Origin of the sequence: Pseudoalteromonas sp. JC3 (genome assembly GCF_030291895.1) — a bacterium.
In the GTDB taxonomy this organism is placed as follows: Bacteria; Pseudomonadota; Gammaproteobacteria; order Enterobacterales; family Alteromonadaceae; genus Pseudoalteromonas.
The window spans coordinates 128,298-145,131 of record NZ_CP127856.1 but is presented as its reverse complement, the minus strand read 5'-3'; the positions used below and the strand labels follow the sequence as shown (position 1 = coordinate 145,131).

The 16,834-nt window shown below is 42.3% G+C and carries 16 protein-coding genes; 7 read left to right on the top strand and 9 right to left on the bottom strand.

Translation table 11 applies throughout. From position 1 onward, the window contains the following. Positions 1-34 precede the first annotated feature (34 nt). The 3 genes from QSH61_RS19465 (at position 35) to QSH61_RS19455 (ending at position 2,259) form a co-directional block, all read left to right on the top strand. Entirely contained in the window at positions 35-550 is a 516-nt protein-coding gene (locus QSH61_RS19465; RefSeq protein ID WP_010605216.1) for a sigma-70 family RNA polymerase sigma factor, read from the top strand. Next, positions 550-1,269 (top strand): DUF3379 family protein, encoded by a 720-nt coding sequence (locus QSH61_RS19460; RefSeq protein WP_010605215.1) that lies wholly within the window; start codon positions 550-552, stop codon positions 1,267-1,269. Before QSH61_RS19465 ends, QSH61_RS19460 begins: the two co-directional genes overlap by 1 nt. Positions 1,270-1,413: 144 nt before the next feature. Beyond that, on the top strand, positions 1,414-2,259 hold the full coding sequence (locus QSH61_RS19455) for a Tim44 domain-containing protein (RefSeq protein ID WP_206471883.1): 846 nt from the start codon (positions 1,414-1,416) through the stop codon (positions 2,257-2,259). A gap of 26 nt (positions 2,260-2,285) precedes the next feature. Here QSH61_RS19455 and QSH61_RS19450 read toward each other — a convergent pair whose 3' ends face one another. Continuing rightward, positions 2,286-3,065 (bottom strand): kinase, encoded by a 780-nt coding sequence (locus QSH61_RS19450; RefSeq protein ID WP_206471882.1) that lies wholly within the window; start codon positions 3,063-3,065, stop codon positions 2,286-2,288. Positions 3,066-3,237: 172 nt separating this feature from the next. Here QSH61_RS19450 and QSH61_RS19445 point away from each other — a divergent pair, with 172 nt between their 5' ends. Next, positions 3,238-3,876: a hypothetical protein gene (locus tag QSH61_RS19445; RefSeq protein WP_174169377.1), complete on the top strand. Its 639-nt coding sequence runs from the start codon at positions 3,238-3,240 to the stop codon at positions 3,874-3,876. A gap of 46 nt (positions 3,877-3,922) precedes the next feature. Here the strand turns inward: QSH61_RS19445 and QSH61_RS19440 are convergent, their stop codons facing one another. The 6 genes from QSH61_RS19440 to QSH61_RS19415 form a co-directional block, all read right to left on the bottom strand. After that, positions 3,923-5,938, bottom strand: a complete 2,016-nt coding sequence (locus QSH61_RS19440) for a TonB-dependent receptor plug domain-containing protein (protein ID WP_174169378.1) — start codon at positions 5,936-5,938, stop codon at positions 3,923-3,925. A 136-nt stretch (positions 5,939-6,074) separates the two neighbouring features. Further along, the gene (locus QSH61_RS19435) at positions 6,075-6,335 is read right to left on the bottom strand and encodes a CBU_0592 family membrane protein (protein ID WP_010379248.1); all 261 of its coding nucleotides are present in this window, start codon (positions 6,333-6,335) and stop codon (positions 6,075-6,077) included. A gap of 171 nt (positions 6,336-6,506) precedes the next feature. Then, a complete protein-coding gene (locus tag QSH61_RS19430) occupies positions 6,507-6,758 on the bottom strand; it encodes a hypothetical protein (RefSeq protein WP_206471881.1) in 252 nt (83 codons plus the stop codon). Positions 6,759-6,764: 6 nt separating this feature from the next. Then, a complete protein-coding gene (locus QSH61_RS19425) occupies positions 6,765-7,175 on the bottom strand; it encodes a DUF1761 domain-containing protein (RefSeq protein ID WP_010605209.1) in 411 nt (136 codons plus the stop codon). A gap of 51 nt (positions 7,176-7,226) precedes the next feature. Next, entirely contained in the window at positions 7,227-7,742 is a 516-nt protein-coding gene (locus tag QSH61_RS19420; protein WP_010605208.1) for a response regulator transcription factor, read from the bottom strand. Next, positions 7,723-8,964 carry an ATP-binding protein gene (locus QSH61_RS19415; protein WP_174169379.1) on the bottom strand — a complete coding sequence of 414 codons (1,242 nt, stop codon included), beginning with the start codon at positions 8,962-8,964 and terminating at the stop codon, positions 7,723-7,725. Before QSH61_RS19415 ends, QSH61_RS19420 begins: the two co-directional genes overlap by 20 nt. Before the next feature lie 180 nt (positions 8,965-9,144). On the opposite strand from QSH61_RS19415, the gene QSH61_RS19410 reads away from it, so the two are divergent. Together QSH61_RS19410 and QSH61_RS19405 are read left to right on the top strand one after the other, a co-directional pair. Then, positions 9,145-10,215, top strand: coding sequence for a ketoacyl-ACP synthase III (locus QSH61_RS19410; protein WP_010605206.1), 1,071 nt, complete (start codon positions 9,145-9,147; stop codon positions 10,213-10,215). Between the two features lie 97 nt (positions 10,216-10,312). Next, positions 10,313-11,785, top strand: a complete 1,473-nt coding sequence (locus QSH61_RS19405; protein ID WP_206471880.1) for an aminoacyl-histidine dipeptidase — start codon at positions 10,313-10,315, stop codon at positions 11,783-11,785. 101 nt (positions 11,786-11,886) lie between these two features. Here the strand turns inward: QSH61_RS19405 and QSH61_RS19400 are convergent, their stop codons facing one another. Both QSH61_RS19400 and QSH61_RS19395 read right to left on the bottom strand, forming a co-directional pair. Beyond that, positions 11,887-13,248 carry a leucyl aminopeptidase family protein gene (locus QSH61_RS19400; protein WP_206471879.1) on the bottom strand — a complete coding sequence of 454 codons (1,362 nt, stop codon included), beginning with the start codon at positions 13,246-13,248 and terminating at the stop codon, positions 11,887-11,889. Between the two features lie 55 nt (positions 13,249-13,303). Next, complete coding sequence (locus tag QSH61_RS19395; protein WP_102057897.1) at positions 13,304-13,678, bottom strand: hypothetical protein; 375 nt, start codon at positions 13,676-13,678, stop codon at positions 13,304-13,306. A gap of 532 nt (positions 13,679-14,210) precedes the next feature. On the opposite strand from QSH61_RS19395, the gene QSH61_RS19390 reads away from it, so the two are divergent. Continuing rightward, positions 14,211-16,802: a TonB-dependent receptor plug domain-containing protein gene (locus QSH61_RS19390; RefSeq protein WP_029215790.1), complete on the top strand. Its 2,592-nt coding sequence runs from the start codon at positions 14,211-14,213 to the stop codon at positions 16,800-16,802. Positions 16,803-16,834 lie beyond the last annotated feature (32 nt).

The window sequence follows — 16,834 nt, the reverse complement described above, 5'->3', positions numbered from 1 at the left end:
GAAATAAACCTGCAAAAAGATAGGTCTCATAGATATGGCCAGTAAACAACATCACTACGAGTCGCTGGTTCGGATGTACCACAAAGAGCTATATAAGTTCGCTTATTGGTTGTCTGGCGATCCGACAATAGCAGAAGACTTAGTACAAGAAACTTTTTTGCGGGCTTGGCGCGCACTCGATTCATTACAAGATGAGAATGCAGCAAAGCCTTGGTTATTAACTATTTTAAGACGAGAGAATGCACGTCGTTTTGAGCGTAAGCAATTTGACTATGCGGAGGTTGAACAAGATACGCTGGTCGACGATACCAGTTCGGCTTTAGATGATGCAATGGAGCAAACCGTTGTGCAACGACAAATAGCCAACTTAGCACCAGAATATCGTGAACCACTGCTTCTGCAAGTGGTGATGGGATGTTCTGGGGATGAAATCGCCGATATACTTGAGCTGAATAAAAACACGGTGATGACAAGATTATACCGTGCTCGAAACCAGCTGAAAGACGCTTTAACGACTGAATATGAACCAATAAAGGGGGCATCAAACTAATGGATGAACTCGAATTTCGACGCCGCCTCGTTGCTGATCCTCATGATGAAGAGGTCAAAAAACAGGCCGAACAGCAACCTGAGTTGCAAGTGCTGGTTGAAGAAATGCAAGCTTTCGACGATTTCTTGGGTAAATCACTCGATATTGATGTGCCAGAGGGGTTGGCTGACAAGATAATTGCAAAACAAAAGGAGCTTGAAACGGAAGAACAAAAAGTGGTGAAAGCGTCTTGGTTTAGACGCGCTACCGCACCATTTGCGATTGCCGCCAGTGTATTTTTTGCCGCCGTGGTCTTTTACTTTGGCGGTTTTGGACACCCTGTCGATACCGGTGAACATGCGCTTGCTCATGTGTATTACGAAGAAAATGCACTGCAGAAGCAAGAAACAGTGTCACTGCAAACCGTGAATGAGAAACTCGCGATGTTTGGGGGTAAGTTCGACAACTTGCCGGGTAAAGTGGTTTACGCGACATTTTGTAATTTTAAAGGTCAAAAAAGCCTTCACTTGGTTATGCAATCCGAATTTGGTCCACTCACGGTTTTTGTCGTGCCAGCAGGTCAACAAAGTACGATTGACGGCAAAGATAGTTTTGGTGATAGCCGCTTTGAGGGCTTAATTGCCCATGATGGTAAAGCCAACACTATACTGGTGGCAAACCGAGGTGCGCCAATTGAAACCTTCCAATCAGAAGTGACAAGCTCACTACGCTGGTTATAATGCTACCGCCCCACTCTTTGGGGCGGTGTCTCAATATCCTTACTAAACCTCTCAAAATACAAATTTAATTGAGGTACATACCTATTTAAATAGCCATGTTAGTTCTTTACAATGGCGACAGTTATTTTGGTATATAGGAACTTTATGAAACATTTCATTGTGTTACTTTCCCTTGTTTCTTTTTTATTTACAGCCAGTTTTAATGCTGAAGCGAGAAAGAAGTTTGGTAGTAAGAGCTCAGGCAAAACCCAGCAAACGCAAACGACTCAGCAAAAGCAACAAACTGATACACAAGCATTAAATGCAAAATCTACAGCAAAGCCTAAATCGAGTAAAAAAGGCATTATGGCTGGTGTACTCGGCGGATTACTAGCCGGTGGTCTAATTGCCGCGATGCTTGGCGATGATTTTGAAGGATTCCAATTCCTTGAGATGATTCTGCTTGCCGCTGCTGCCTTTTTAATTTTCAAATTGGTTAAGGGCATGCTTGCAAGAAAACAGCAGCCAACTTATGCCGGCGCGCCACCTATGGATGGCTACAACAATACTCCACCACAGCAATTTCAAAGCCAAGGACCAATTGGCGGTGGTTTTGGCGCAAGTAACGTGCCTATGAATTTGCCGAGAGATTTTGACATCAATGGCTTTTTACAAGGCGCAAGACAGCATTATCAAACCATCCAAACCGCTTGGAATAACAACGACTTTTCGACGGTTTCTGAATACTTGAGCCCAGAGTTGGTTGAAGAGTTCAAGCGTGAACGAGAGCAACAAGGTGACGTTAACACTGAGGTGATGTTTGTTGACGCTGAGTTAGTTCGTGCTGATACACGTCCTGACGTTTGGGAAGTAAGCATTAAGTTTACTGGAAAATATCGTGATCTCGGCGACATGCAAGAGGAACCTATCCACGAAATATGGCACTTAGAGCGTAAAACGACGGGAGATGCACCTTGGCTAATCGTTGGTGTTGAAGAGCTAGCAGCATAACTCATCAACTTTAACAAAAATTACACTCAGCTTGTGTATTCGCCAAGCTGAGTGTTTATTTGCAGCACTTCTCTATTCTCACCCAAACACACTTCAATATCCGCTATTCTTGGCAAGCTTCGCATTCCCCATGCCGATAGGCGTTGAAATGGCTGAATAAATTGTCTAACTTGCTCATCACTCATCCCTTTTCCGTTCGATGCTTTGAGCACATGCTCTTGTTGCAGCCGCCACTGATATACTCTGTCGAAGCTCATTCCATTTAAATAAATGAGACTATCTAATTGTGAAAAAATAGCTTGATACTCTTCACATAAAATTTGATTCACTTTTAAGCGAAACGAACCGTCTTTATCAAACTCTTGCTCAAATTGATTAACGGGAGATGCTAACTCATCGCTAGGCTGCTCCTCCAATCCCATACACCATCCCTCGATAATAAGTACCTGTAAACCCGCATCAACTTTTCGCCATGTTGATTTTGGCAACTTCCTATCTATTGATTTATCGAATACTGGTAAAATTAATGCTGCGCCGCGTTTAAACCTGCTTATAACATCTTGTAATAGTTGCAGATCGTGTGTACCAGGCAAGCCTCTTTGTTGAAACAGCGGATGAAACTTTGAAGCAAGCACTGCCCGCTCTTCTGGGTCTAAATAAAAATCATCAAGAGACACACACTTACAGGTAATGCCAACTCCCCTAAGTTGTTTACAAAGAGAATAGCTGAGTGTTGATTTACCAGAGCCCTGAACGCCAGAAATTCCTACTAGTAGAGGGTATGAGAAGCCTCCAGTTGAAAACATCTTGCCTATTCTATTCTTTAACTTATAAGCCAAAGCCATTTCGATCACCACTTTATAAAACCAAAAAATCAAGATACCAAATATTTACCATTAAGAAATAAAAAGATATCTTTTGTATGTAATATAAAAACAATAAGGAAAACGTATAAAAGCAATAATCTATTCAATTTTAATGTGTGTTTCATGCCTCTCAAATGCCATAGAGTATGAACCGGTTAACTGCAGAAGTGAGCAAACAGGTACTAAAAACTTTTATGAAGGTGAAGCTTCGTGCGTAGGTGAATATGCCTATAGCACATGTCCCTCTGGAATTGGAAGTTGTCATGTTGTGGATGATAACTTTGTTACAATTCGCAAGTATATACCATTACAAACTTCAAATAGCGCTCAGCTACAAGAATTAGTAGAACAGTGGGTTACCGGAGTTACTGGGGCACGCTTACGAGAAACTCACTTAGTATCTTGTACAGCACATAATGTTCCTTTTTCTCATTCGGAAGCAGTTTATGAAACTGTGTGTGACTATAAACCGTCGGTCGAAATTTGGCATAGTGCAATAGCTGGTAGTGCTAATAAACATGTGTATATCGTTGCCAGAGATAAAGATGGTTCGATTGGTTCTCAGGAGCTTTGGGTTAATGGCGTAAAACAGAGTGGTTCATCCACTGAGCTTGTTGGACAAGATGGAGACTCTTTCGTTGTAATGGCTAAAGTTCGTGATAACGATGGTTATTCATCCTCAACATCGCGAAATATCATCCTCAGATGGAATGGCTACCCTTGTAAAGGAAAATGTCCTGATCCTTTCTAAAAAAACAATTAAACCACCATTAGTTCATAAATGGTGGTTTTAATTATCATCTAAATCCAAAGCGATATTCAAACAGAATCATGATATTTCTGCCCTGTTGTGGCACATGACCATCAATCAATCTTGGATCAAATACAGTGTATTTTTTATCAAAAAGATTTTCAGCTTTCAGTTGAATTTTAGTATTGTTATCCAAATTAAAAGAAACGGTACCGCCAATGAGGTAGTAACTTGACTGCTTGAAATCATCTACAGTTGACTCTGGGGGTGCAAGTATCAATGTTGTGTCTCGCCAAATTGCATTTAAAGTAACTTCTACCGCCTCTCTTTTATGAGTAAAGGCAAGTGCAGCAAACTTTTTAAAACTGCCGTTTAATGGCTCGTCAAATAAATGGGTGTATGCACCTTGTATCCATGTTGAGTCACTCAAATTAAAATTAGCATTAACTTCAATACCCTGCATACTCGTCTCAAAGACATTATCAAATGTAAACTCAGCTTGCTCATCATCAATGGATACAAGATTAATAAAATCTTCTAGTTCATTGTTAAACAGTACCGCGTCAAATTGTTTGGACTCGTCTTGATAATGCCAGACCAGCTCTGTCGTTTTTACATATTCTGAAGTTAAGTTCGAATTACCTGATGTAACGTCATCGTTTGAGTTAAGCTCATTACTGACTGGTGTACGAAAAGACTCTCCATATTGTAGCTTAAAAGTGTTTGCTTCATCGTAGCCGTAAACGAATGCAAGCCTTGGCGATAAATTATCGTCTATGTCTTTCACTTCGTCATATCGTGCTCCTGCAAACATACTAAGTTGCTCGCTAAATCGATACTTAGCTTGAACATAACCCGCATAAGAATCAAAATCCTGACGTAGCGAATAAAATGGCGCGTAGTCAGATATTGTCTGCACTCCACCCAAATAGGTATGGTTATAAATAATGATGTCACCAGCAGTTTGGTCATAGTAAGTAGTTCTTACACCTGCTTTACTTTGCTCTTCCTTTGACAACTCAATGCCGAAATTCCATTGTAAATGGTCATTTTGTTTATAACCACCATCTAGGTTATAAGTTAAGTCTCTAGATTGCCAAGCTGGGCCAACTAAAAAGTCACCTCCTTGCGTGATACCTATTTCTGCTGCTGTAACGATGAGCCCTGCACTTTCAATGTTATGCTCAATAAAGCTCAGTTTATGGGTTAACTCGAGTAACTCAGTAATTTGCCACTGATACTCAAATGTTGCCGCATAGTTCTCGCTTTTGTGTTCGTTTTCAGGGGAATAACGGGAAAGATTTAAAAACTCGTCAAGTTGAGTGCGGTTAAACCTTACTTGCCATGTTAACGCTTGATGATTGCCGCCAAACACAGCAAAAAGTGATTCTAACGGGTCTTTTACGGCACCTCCAAAATAGCTATCACCAGTGCGTTTATTAAATGCAATATTAGCGTAGACCTGTGTTTCGTTAGACACTTGCTTTGAAATATTGATCGCCGCTTGAGCGCTGCCATGCTCACCATAGCCAACAGAAAGCTGATTACTATGTTTTTTGGTAATAATATTCATTACACCAAGAAAGGCATTGCTACCATAAAGTGCGGAGCCTGGGCCTCGAATAAATTCAACTTTATTGATAATTTCAATGGGAATGTACGGGGTGTAGACCGACGCTTTACCGAATGAAGACTCATTCAGCCTTTGCCCGTCAATCATCACTAACACATGTCCAGTATCCAGATACACACCACGGGTATGCTCTTTTGGCACGGCTCCAACCCAATCGCCTCGAGTAGATTGAAAGCCAGGTACAAAATTCATTAAATCATAAACATTGTCGACACCTAGGCTATTGATTTGTTCTGAATTAAAGACAGTAATACTAGAGGGAACCGATGCTCTAGTCTCATCGGTTTTGGTTGCGATAGAGACGTTTACATTCAACAGCTCTTCAAACGACAGCTGATAAAGGTCGGCGTCCATAGCTTCTGGTTCAGCGACTACCGCAAAAGGAATTAATAATGGAGTGACTTTAATTAACGCGCTTAAGTTTTTCATATTATACGAGCTCTATGTTCCCACACTTCACTCGTAGTGTTAGATTACTCTAACCTACGTAGCAGCATATGATTAACTTAATAATACTTGCTCCTAGCCACTACGCAAGTTTTTGATTAGCCTTTTCTTTTAGACCCTAAGCAGATGCCAACTTTCTCGCTTTGAAATATTTAAATAAACCAATTAAAGACGCTGCGATCCAAAATAACTCTATCACAAAGCTTGCAAGGTTAAAGTTATAACAAAGGCTAATCAGTAGTAGGATCGCACCACTTAAATTCATCAAGTTATACGTTAAACTATCGGGAGATGCCTTTTCCAGTTGTAGCATAAAGAATGCACCAACGACCAAGAAAGTGCCTGTCATACCGATGATATCGAACATTAAATCGATCATGTTTTTTCCATTTAGCAAGACCCAATAGGCTGGCCCAGTTCCATGGGAAGGGTCATTTTCATTCATTGAAACAGCAAAGCCAAACGGCGAAATAGTAACAAACTGGGAAATTCAAGACAGGACATTTGTCTGATAACAAAAAAAGGTGAGCAATAAGAATTGGAGTAATAACTACTTGAAGGTGACCTTGCCACCAATTATTTTCAGTGCTGGCGCACCTCTCACTAGTGTATCCCGGGCAAACTCTTGCTCACAATTGGGGCAGTTTACTTGGTTGGTGGTAAAGTCCTGGGTGATCCGTTCTTTAAAACATTTAACGAGGCTGCCCTTGCCTCCCTTACGATACTTAAATAGCTGCTGGCGGCATCCAGAACAATAAATATCGACGGTTCTAACAGGGCCTTTTTTATTGGGTTTTGCCATACCGAGTTAGCTCATGATCCTAAGTACAAATGCAATGAGCGTAAACTGTAACACATGATAGCCACCGTTGACTAAAAACAGTTTCATCGGGCGCTGCTCAAATATATAGCTTATTCCTAATGAACAGGCGACGAAAAAAACCCCCACACCAAGCCCAACTCCGGTAGCCGCTAACAAAGAGAGCGATAGATCAAGCATCACAGCCATAAACACAGCGGACAACAAAGATAACAGAAATGCGACGCCAAAAGTCATCTTGGGATCGCTCGTTTGTAAGTCAAGCTCTGTTAACCCACACCCCTCCATCCATGTTTTTTGGAACAGCATAGGCGAATACCAAATACCACCTAACATAAAGGAAGACAAAGCGGCGAGAATAATTGCCCAAAGGTTCAATGCTTCAAATGAGAATATCATCGACTAACTCAGCATATTTCATTTTATTTAATAATGAGTATAAGTGAAAACCTACTTATAAACAGGTTTCTTTTGTAATTTCCTCTGCAGCGTTCTTCGGTGCATATTAAGTTGCCGTGCAGTTTCAGAAATATTACCTTCGTTTGCCTTTAGAACTTGCTGAATATGTTCCCACTCAAGTCGCTCTGGAGACATGACTTCTTCTACGATTTCTTGAGTTTTCTCTCCCAATAGCGTTTGTACTATCAAACTGGTACTTGCTGGCTTAGTTAGGTAGTCATCAGCACCCAATTTTATCGCCTCAACTGCAGTTGCAATGCTAGCATAACCCGTTAATAATACAATGCGAGCGCTTGGATTGAGCTGCTTGATTTGTGTTATGAAGTTTATTGAGTTGGCCTCACCCAGCTTCATATCCAACAATATGTAGTCGAAAGCTTCTCGTTTACAAGCCACCTGCATATCTTCAATTAAAGTGACGTGTTCAACACCAAAGTCTTGTTTTTCCAAGCGCCTCATCAATGTTTGTGCGTAAGGCACGTCATCTTCAACAAGCAGTAACTTCATCACTCACCCTTGGTAGTTTAATCGTACATTTTGTCCCATCGGTAACGTCGCTTTCAATAAGCAGATGTCCACCAAGCCGTTCAATTGTCGCATGACTAAGCAGTACCGCCATGCCAAGCCCAGATTCACTATTCACTACATTGTGCCCCAGCTGCGCTAGCCTTTCTTCTGCTATTCCCTCACCTTTATCAAGAATGGTGATCACATGCTCAGTCGGCTCGGAGGTAAATATCACCTCTATGTCCGTCTGTTTTGCTTGTTCATTTGCTCGCACACCGTTACTAATAAGGTTCAAAATCGAAGGCATCAACATAGGATCATCGCACAGCCCCCCCTGAACATTAGTAATATCGAATCGAAAATGCTGCCGTGGAAATTGTAAATTCGTTAATTCTTTTAACTGCTCTGCAAGATGCTCTGCAGTTATCATTTGTTTAGACGCTGACTTTAAATACTCAGTGAATTCTCTAAAGACATTAAGCTGCTCCTTACATTTCCCAAGAGGTTCCGACATTTCTTGAACACATGGATCTTTTGGATACGACTCCTCCAGCTCTTCGTGTAATAGCGCCAAATGTGCGATTGGCGTGGCGAGTTGATGGGTTGCTTGTGCGGCCGCACTACCTAATGCGATTAATTGCTCTTGCTGTAGCTGCTGCTCTCGTAACATGGCAATTGCCCGCTCTTTTTTTCGATTTTGCTTTACCAATATGCTCACCACGGTAACAACGACTATAATAGTGAAAGTAAAGTTAACTAACATCCCGAGCAAGTGAGTGCTCATGTCCATATGGTGGACATGTTCATGAGACATTTTTATATAAAGATAAAGATAAGCCCCAATCGCCCCAGCCGACACCATCAACATGTTGATAGTTGGAATAGTTACTGCTGCAATAACCGTTGGCAATACCAGCAAGGACACAAACGCATTGGTCGCTCCACCCGTCAGGTCCAACAAAATAGTAAGAAACAAAATGTCCGCCAACAATTGCATTGTCATACCAATAGACGCGGCTTCTTTTGTGTTACGGTAGGCGTAAATACTTAATAGCTGAAATACCGACTCCGCTGCCACCACTCCAACCACTGCAACAAAATCAAATTGTTTACCAAAAACTAGAGCTGCGATAGCGAGCATCACTATTTGAATGATGATTGCCACAGATCGCAACAACAACAGTTGACCCAATGCAGAGCTGGGAGAAAACGCAATTTTCATGAAAATATAAGAAGCTAAGCTAAGATAAAAGAATTATACCTAATCTAGCGAAAATAGGTGTGATCGAACTCAGTTATATCGCCGTTTTACAAGCCACAGCTTCGCTTTTATGGCAATACTGTGAAGGATTTGGTATAAATAAAAAATTGGCCAACTGGTCGGATTAGAATAAGAGACACTATGGTTTATGCAAAAATCACGGGCTGGGGTAAGTGCATTCCACCAGCGAGCATCAGTAATGATGAAATTAGCACCATCGTTGATACCAATGATGAATGGATAAGTACAAGAACAGGTATAAAATCCAGACGCGTTAGTCATGTTAGCACTGCCGAACTTGCAACGGTTGCAAGCCAACACGCTTTGGCATGTGCAGGACTTGAAGGTAAAGACATCGATCTTGTTCTACTTGCAACCTGCACCCCGTCAACTATGGTGGCAAATACAGCTTCTTTAGTACAAAAGAATATTGGAGCCGTGGGTGCTGCAGCATGTGATACCAATGCGGCCTGTTCGGGCTTTTTGTATGCATTACAAAATGCCACCGCACAGATCCAAGCCGGTATGATTAAAAGAGCAGTCATTGTTGCAGCTGAGCGTATGACTTGGTATGTAAACTGGGCAAAGCGCGACAGCGCGGTATTATTTGGCGACGGTGCTGGTGCAGTCGTGCTTGAAGCAAGTGAGGAACCAACCGGCCTATTAGGCACCAAAACTGGCTGTGATAGCACTGACAGAAGTATATTACACATTCCAAACTATGGTACCGATATGGACCGCTGTGCAGGCACCGGACCTTCTGACCTCTCTTTTGAGGGACGTGAAATCTTCAAGCGTGCTGTAAAAGGTATGAGTGAAGCATGTGATGATGTACTCAACCAAGCACAGCTATCACTAGAAGACATTGATGTACTTATCCCGCACCAGGCAAATCTTCGTATCATTCAAGCGATCCAAAATCGTTTGGAAATTTCAGATGATAAAGTCATGGTCAATATCGACAAGTACGGTAATACCTCAGCTGCAACAATTGCAATTGCACTTTGTGAAGCTGTCGAAAGTGGTCTTATTAAGCCACACGCTAATATTATGTCGGCGGCATTTGGCGCTGGATTAACCTGGGCTGCGAGCTATTTAAAATGGGGAGAAAGAACGACCCCAATTGCGATGTCGGATGCACGTTTACCTGATTGCGATAAAACAGGTCTTGAGTTGATTGCACCAGCAGTGGCCGCGAGTCAAGCTCAATAACTAACCTACTCTCCCGAATTAAGGTTAATTGCTCGATCTTGCCCTTGGGTGGGTGGTAATATTGCAATATTATTATCGCTCATCCAAGGAGTTTATTGTGCTCAAAGCGCATACCGAGATCAGTCAATTAGAACCACAAGCAATTTGGAAGTTTTTTGACCAAATTTGTGCCATTCCCCACCCTTCAAAACACGAAGAAGCGCTAGCAAGCTTTATTGTTGACTGGGCTAAAAGCAAAAATTTAGACGTACGTCGTGATAACACTGGTAATGTGTTCATCAAAAAAGCTGCAACAAGTGGCATGGAAAATCGTAAGCCTGTTGTACTACAAGCACACATTGATATGGTGCCACAAAAGAATGACGATACAGCACACGACTTCGTTACCGATCCAATCAAACCATATGTTGATAATGATTGGGTAACTGCAACTGGCACTACATTAGGTGCAGACAATGGTATCGGCATGGCATCATGTTTGGCCGTATTAGACGCTGACGATATCAAACACGGTCCACTTGAGGTGTTACTCACCGTTGATGAAGAAGCAGGCATGAGCGGCGCGTTTGGTTTGCAACCTGGCTGGTTAGAAGGAGAAATTCTGCTCAACACCGATTCAGAGCAAGAAGGCGAAATCTATATGGGTTGCGCAGGTGGTGTAGATGCATCCTTAACTCTACAACTCGTGCGAGAAGCGTTACCTAAACACCATCAAATCTTTGAGCTGTCTCTAAAAGGCTTACGCGGCGGACACTCTGGCGTCGACATTCACACTGGTCGTGCAAACGCTAATAAATTGCTCGCAAGATTCTTAAAACACCATATTGCAGACTTTGATCTAAGACTTATCGAGATCAGAGGCGGCTCCCTACGCAATGCAATTCCGCGCGAAGCATACGCTGTCATTAGTTTTGATGAAACGCAAATAAGCGAGTTCCAGGCGCTGATTGAAGCTTATGAAACCATCATTAAGCAAGAATTATGTGCCATAGAAACCGGGATCACATTTGCGCTCAGCACCTCAAAAAGTACCACGTTGCCAATGAGCCAAGCTTCTGAAAGCAAAGTATTAGCGCTTCTCAATGCTTGCCCTAATGGTGTTGTACGCATGAGCGACGACATTCCAGGTGTTGTTGAAACCTCACTTAATATGGGTGTAATTTCTACTACAGATAACAGTTTAGAAGTCCTATGTTTGATCCGTTCATTAATTGATTCTGGTCGCAGTGATGTCGAGGGTATGTTGCGTTCACTGGCTGAGCTGACACAAGCAGACATTGAATTTAGTGGTGCTTACCCAGGCTGGAAACCTGATCCAAGCTCAGAAGTATTAGCTATTTTCCGTGATATGTATGAATCAATCTACGGTGAAAAGCCACATATTATGGTTATTCATGCTGGTCTTGAATGTGGTTTGTTCAAAGAACCTTACCCGAACATGGATATGATTTCTTTTGGTCCAACCATCAAATTTCCACACTCTCCCGAGGAAAAAGTAGAAATTTCAAGCGTTGGCCTATATTGGCAGCAAATGAAAGGGATCTTAGAAAACATTCCTGAAAAGCAGTAAAACTAATCTAAAATTAATTATACCAATTCGGTTATTAGACAAACAAAAAGCCCAGCTTACGTAGCTGGGTTTTTCATAGATTTCAGGCTCTGTGATTGTGATTAGCTGAACTTTTTCTCAAGATAACTAAACATGGTTCTAAGACCCAATGCTTCACCACCAACAGGTCTACCCGGTAACGCTCTCACGTTCCAAGCCATCACATCAAAATGTAGCCAAGGTGTCGTGGCTGGCTCAACAAATTCTTTTAGATACAGTGCAGCTGTTATTGAACCACCAAACGGCGTCGAACCACAGTTAGCAATATCGGCGATATCGCTCTTGAACAGCGCCTTATACTGATCAAACAAAGGCAGTTGCCAAATAGGATCCGAATTACCCAGACCAATTTCCATTAGCTCAGAAGCAATCGCTTGATCTGTAGAATAAAAACCAGGCAGTTCAGTGCCAAGTGCAACGCGACACGCACCAGTCAAGGTTGCAAAATCTATCAATAGCTCAGGCGCTTCTGTTTGCGCTTCTGCCAATGCGTCACATAAAACCAAGCGTCCTTCGGCATCGGTATTGTCAATTTCAACCGTAATACCTTTACGTGTTTTGATCACATCACCCGGCCTAAAGGCATTGCGAGAAACCGCATTTTCTACCGCTGGGATAAGTACGCGTAATCTTACAGGCAGTTTTGCCGCCATAATCATATTGGCCAACGCGATAACATGAGCCGCTCCGCCCATGTCTTTTTTCATATTACGCATTCCAGACGCAGGTTTTAAGTCCAGACCACCAGAGTCAAAACATACGCCTTTACCAACTAACGTAAGTTTTGCGTGGTTTTCATTACCCCAACGTAAGTCAAGCAAACGCGGAGCATTGTCACTCGCACGGCCCACCATGTGGATTGTTGGGTAGTTTTGCTCTAATAACTCATCACCAATGATTTGTTCAAATGATGCGCCATATTGCTCGGCAAGTTCTTCCATTACTTCAGCCATGTGCTGAGGCATCATATCGGCAGCCGGTGTGTTTACTAGATCTCTTGCAAGATTAATAGACTCGACAGCCGCTTTTACTTTGGCATATATATCAGCATCTTCGATAGCAAGCTTTGCGACAATCGCTGGCAATTCTTTATAAGCAGAAAATTGATACGCCCCCAGTAAAAACGCAATAGCGTGGCTCTCAACTTGCTCAGAAGCGATATCAATAAAATAAGTACCTTTTGGTAACTGCTTTGCAAGATCGCCCAATAGCCAAAAATCATCGTCTTCAGCAATAACAATAACTCGCTCTACTTCTCCAGAATCAGCATTCGGAATAAGAATATTTTTTTGCGATTGAAGTTGTGCGGTTTTTACGAAAAGCTGTGTCGTACTTGACTGCTGCGCTTGCCATGACGCTAATTCTGCAGCAGAGAAGATAGAAATGGGTGTACCCTTCGCAGAGTGAACGAGTAGGTTGTTCATGTAGGCCTCAAATTTATTATGTTCGTACTTAGATTACCAAGGCTAAAAAGAAAATTCACTGTTCCTCGGTTTTTGTTGGCTTTTTTTTCAAGTTGAATGAGCTAGGCAAAACATCCACGCCCACTAATTGACCGACCTTTACGATTATCGGAATGGTAATGGGGGCAAAAGGTAAAACGGCAAACACACCCAATCCTAATCCTTTGAGAATATCCACAAGTTGGGCGTTTGCTGTTTTTAGCTCAGCCTTATGCGCTCGCCCCAAAGTATATCGCTTGTATATCTCAAGCATTTCTTTCGTTTCTTGTTTCTCTTGTTCTAGTGCGCATTTGAGCGCAATCATTGCTCTGCGCAATCTTATTTGCTGTCTGCGTTTACTGATCCGAGCAACGCGCATCGGTGCTTTATGGACAACTTTGATCAGTTTCATTAATAAACTCAAAGATAGTGTTGTCCAGAGTCTATCAAAATTTTTAGCACTTTAGCTATTAGCCATTGGTACAAATTAGCTATTCTAACGAGTAAAGTTATACGTAAAGTGTGCAAAACAACGAACTAGAACAAAATCAACCTCAATTACCACACAAAACTGTACAATAATCACTCACACAAAGACTAGCACCTAGCATTGCTCAATTAATCTACAAAAACTGAATAATGAAATTTCCGTAATCTCGCTAAACTTTGTAACAACAAATTATAAGCAACTGGGTGTTTCTCTTCAAAACTAGTTAAACCGTCCAAAAGTTCATCTTCAACAATAACTTATCATTCAACCTTTGCAATTCTTCTTAGCCTAAACAAAAAGTTATTAAGAAAGTTGCAGTTTCAGAAATCACTGCTAATTTTAAAAAAGCGCTTGCCAACACATAGCAAATTAAATTATATGTGTATTAAAGGTAAAAATATTATAAATGGCCTTTTTTATTGGTATGACAACAACAATCAACTGGGGAAACAGGATGAAACTAAAAAGTAACACGGTGCGCCGTGCAATTCGCTTCGCGCTCGCTTCAGCAGCAACAACCTCACTTCTTACTACCACCGCAATGGCTGAAGAAGCCAACCAAGCAAAAGCAGATGAAAAAATTGAAAAAATCGCGGTAGTTGGCTCCCGGGCTGCTCCTCGCTCTGTAGGCGAGTCACCAGTACCAATTGACATCATCGGTGCTGAAGATATGTCGAAAGCTGCGGGCTCTGACATGCTGGAATTACTGAAAGGATCTGTACCATCTTTGAACGTACATGCAAACCCAATCAGTGATGCAGCGACTCTAGTAAGGCCAGCTAACTTACGCGGATTGCCTGCGGACAGTACGCTGATTTTGTTAAATGGTAAGCGTCGCCACCGTTCATCGGTTATTGCTTTTTTAGGTGGCGGTATTAACGACGGTGCTCAAGGTCCTGATATTTCAGTGATCCCTAGTATCGCGCTCAAACAGGTGGAGGTACTTCGCGACGGTGCTGCCGCGCAGTACGGTTCAGATGCAATCGCGGGTGTAATGAACTTTGTACTTAAAGACGCTAGCGAAGGGGGCTCGTTCTCTATTCGTCAAGGTGAATACTACGAAGGTGACGGCGACACGACGGTTATCGAAGGTAACGTAGGTTTGCCATTTACAGATGATGGTTTTGCTAACTTAAGCTTTCAGTACAAAGAAGCGGATGCGACTAGCCGCAGTGTTCAGCGTCCTGATGCAGCAGCTTACATTGGTGCCGGAGTTGAAGGAGTTGGTGACCCAGCGCAGATCTGGGGTGCGCCAGAAATTAAAGATGATATAAGTATCTTCGGTAATGTTGGCGTAGATGTCACTGACAATGCTCGATTCTATATGTTTGGCAACTACTCCGAGCGAGACGTTAAAGGCGGATTCTATTATCGAAATCCACAAACCCGTCCTGGTGTATACTCTAACGACGGTGGTGAAACGCTGTTAGTGGGAGACTTAGATGGTGTAGGTGTGGGTATCGAATGTCCGGTAGTTAACTTGACGGATAAAAATGTAGCGAACATCCCAGCGTATCAATTAATTGCTGCTGATACCGAGTTAGGTAGAAACTGTTTTGCCTTTAATGAAATTTTACCTGGAGGTTTCACGCCGAACTTTGGTGGTAACATCACTGATACCTCTCTAACTATCGGCGTTGAAGGTGAGTTTAAAGACGGCTTTTTGGAGGGGGGTTACTGGGACTTAAGTGGCTCGGTTGGTCGTAACGAATCACGTTACTTCATCACTAACACGGTAAACGCTTCACTTGGCGCAGATACGCCTATGGACTTCAGCCCAGGTAAATACATCCAACTGGAAAAGAATTTTAACTTTGACGTGTCAAAAGGCTATGACTTTGACCTAGCTTACGATGTAAACGTTGCAGCAGGTCTTGAGTGGCATGAAGAAACATTTGAAGTACTTTCAGGTGATGAAGCATCATTTATTGCAGGGCCACTGACTGAGCAAGGCTTTGGGATAGGTTCAAATGGTTTCCCAGGCTTCAAACCTTCTGCAGCAGGGGAATACACTCGTCGTAACTATGCTGCTTATGTGGATATCGAGACCCCATTTACTGAAGAGTTTATGATGGGATGGGCGCTTCGTTACGAAGATTACGATTCATTTGGTTCGACTACAAACTTTAAGATCACAGGTCAATATCATGTTACCGAAGACTTCTCGGTTCGTGGTTCAATCAGTACCGGTTTCCGCGCGCCAACGGTAGGTCAAGCTAACGTGTCTAACGTGCAGACAAACTTAAGCAGTGGTGTATTGGTAGATTCAGCACTATTACCACCAACAAACCCTGTTTCAGAGCAGCTTGGTGGTACTGAATTGACTCCTGAAGAGTCAGAAAGTTACACACTAGGTGCGGTATATCGCTCTGGCGACTTATTTATTACGTTAGATTACTACAACATTGAAGTAACTGACCGTCTAAGCCAGTCTGAAAAAATCGTTTTAAGTGATGCTGACAAAGCAGCCCTTAAAGCGGCGGGTGTTCCTAACGTTGATAACTTAGCGCAGGTGAGCTTCTTCACTAACGACTTCGATACCACGACTCAAGGTATCGACTTAGTTGGTAACTATTCTATGGATATGCTGGGTGGTTATGCAACATTCAGTGCCGCATACAACTGGAATGAAACCGAAGTAGACCGCTTCTCTGCTATCACAGGTGACTTCAAGGTATCTCGTTTAGAAAACGACTTACCGAAGCACAGAGGCACATTAACTTGGGCTCAGCAATGGGATAACTTCTCAGGTTTTGTTCGTATGAACTACTTTGGCGAATACCAAGGCGTTCACGTCGATTATGATGCAACAGCAAAAACAGCGGACGCGACAATCACATTTGATGCAGAGCTTACCTACTTTGCAACAGATTCGATCAGTCTATCTGTTGGTGCAAATAATATCTTTGACCAAGATGCTGAAGAACTAGACTTCTTTGACGCTACAGGTATCCCAAATAACAACTGGGGTGGCAAATACTATGAAACTTCACCATACGGTATTAATGGTGGTTTCTACTATGTGAAAGCAACCTATACGTTCTAACTTTTACTGTAACCCAGAAACAAAGGCGAACT

Excerpts from the sequence above, each read along its gene's own strand:
- QSH61_RS19425 (WP_010605209.1), bottom strand. The coding sequence starts at position 7,175 with ATGATATTCTCATTTGAAGCATTGAACCTTTGGGCAATTATTCTCGCC.
- QSH61_RS19420 (WP_010605208.1), bottom strand. The coding sequence starts at position 7,742 with ATGAAGTTACTGCTTGTTGAAGATGACGTGCCTTACGCACAAACATTG.
- QSH61_RS19410 (WP_010605206.1), top strand. The coding sequence starts at position 9,145 with ATGGTTTATGCAAAAATCACGGGCTGGGGTAAGTGCATTCCACCAGCG.
- QSH61_RS19435 (WP_010379248.1), bottom strand. The coding sequence starts at position 6,335 with ATGATCGATTTAATGTTCGATATCATCGGTATGACAGGCACTTTCTTG.
- QSH61_RS19400 (WP_206471879.1), bottom strand. The coding sequence starts at position 13,248 with ATGAACAACCTACTCGTTCACTCTGCGAAGGGTACACCCATTTCTATC.
- QSH61_RS19445 (WP_174169377.1), top strand. The coding sequence starts at position 3,238 with ATGTGTGTTTCATGCCTCTCAAATGCCATAGAGTATGAACCGGTTAAC.
- QSH61_RS19395 (WP_102057897.1), bottom strand. The coding sequence starts at position 13,678 with ATGAAACTGATCAAAGTTGTCCATAAAGCACCGATGCGCGTTGCTCGG.
- QSH61_RS19450 (WP_206471882.1), bottom strand. The coding sequence starts at position 3,065 with ATGTTTTCAACTGGAGGCTTCTCATACCCTCTACTAGTAGGAATTTCT.
- QSH61_RS19440 (WP_174169378.1), bottom strand. The coding sequence starts at position 5,938 with ATGAAAAACTTAAGCGCGTTAATTAAAGTCACTCCATTATTAATTCCT.
- QSH61_RS19460 (WP_010605215.1), top strand. The coding sequence starts at position 550 with ATGGATGAACTCGAATTTCGACGCCGCCTCGTTGCTGATCCTCATGAT.
- QSH61_RS19390 (WP_029215790.1), top strand. The coding sequence starts at position 14,211 with ATGAAACTAAAAAGTAACACGGTGCGCCGTGCAATTCGCTTCGCGCTC.
- QSH61_RS19455 (WP_206471883.1), top strand. The coding sequence starts at position 1,414 with ATGAAACATTTCATTGTGTTACTTTCCCTTGTTTCTTTTTTATTTACA.
- QSH61_RS19465 (WP_010605216.1), top strand. The coding sequence starts at position 35 with ATGGCCAGTAAACAACATCACTACGAGTCGCTGGTTCGGATGTACCAC.
- QSH61_RS19430 (WP_206471881.1), bottom strand. The coding sequence starts at position 6,758 with ATGGCAAAACCCAATAAAAAAGGCCCTGTTAGAACCGTCGATATTTAT.
- QSH61_RS19415 (WP_174169379.1), bottom strand. The coding sequence starts at position 8,964 with ATGAAAATTGCGTTTTCTCCCAGCTCTGCATTGGGTCAACTGTTGTTG.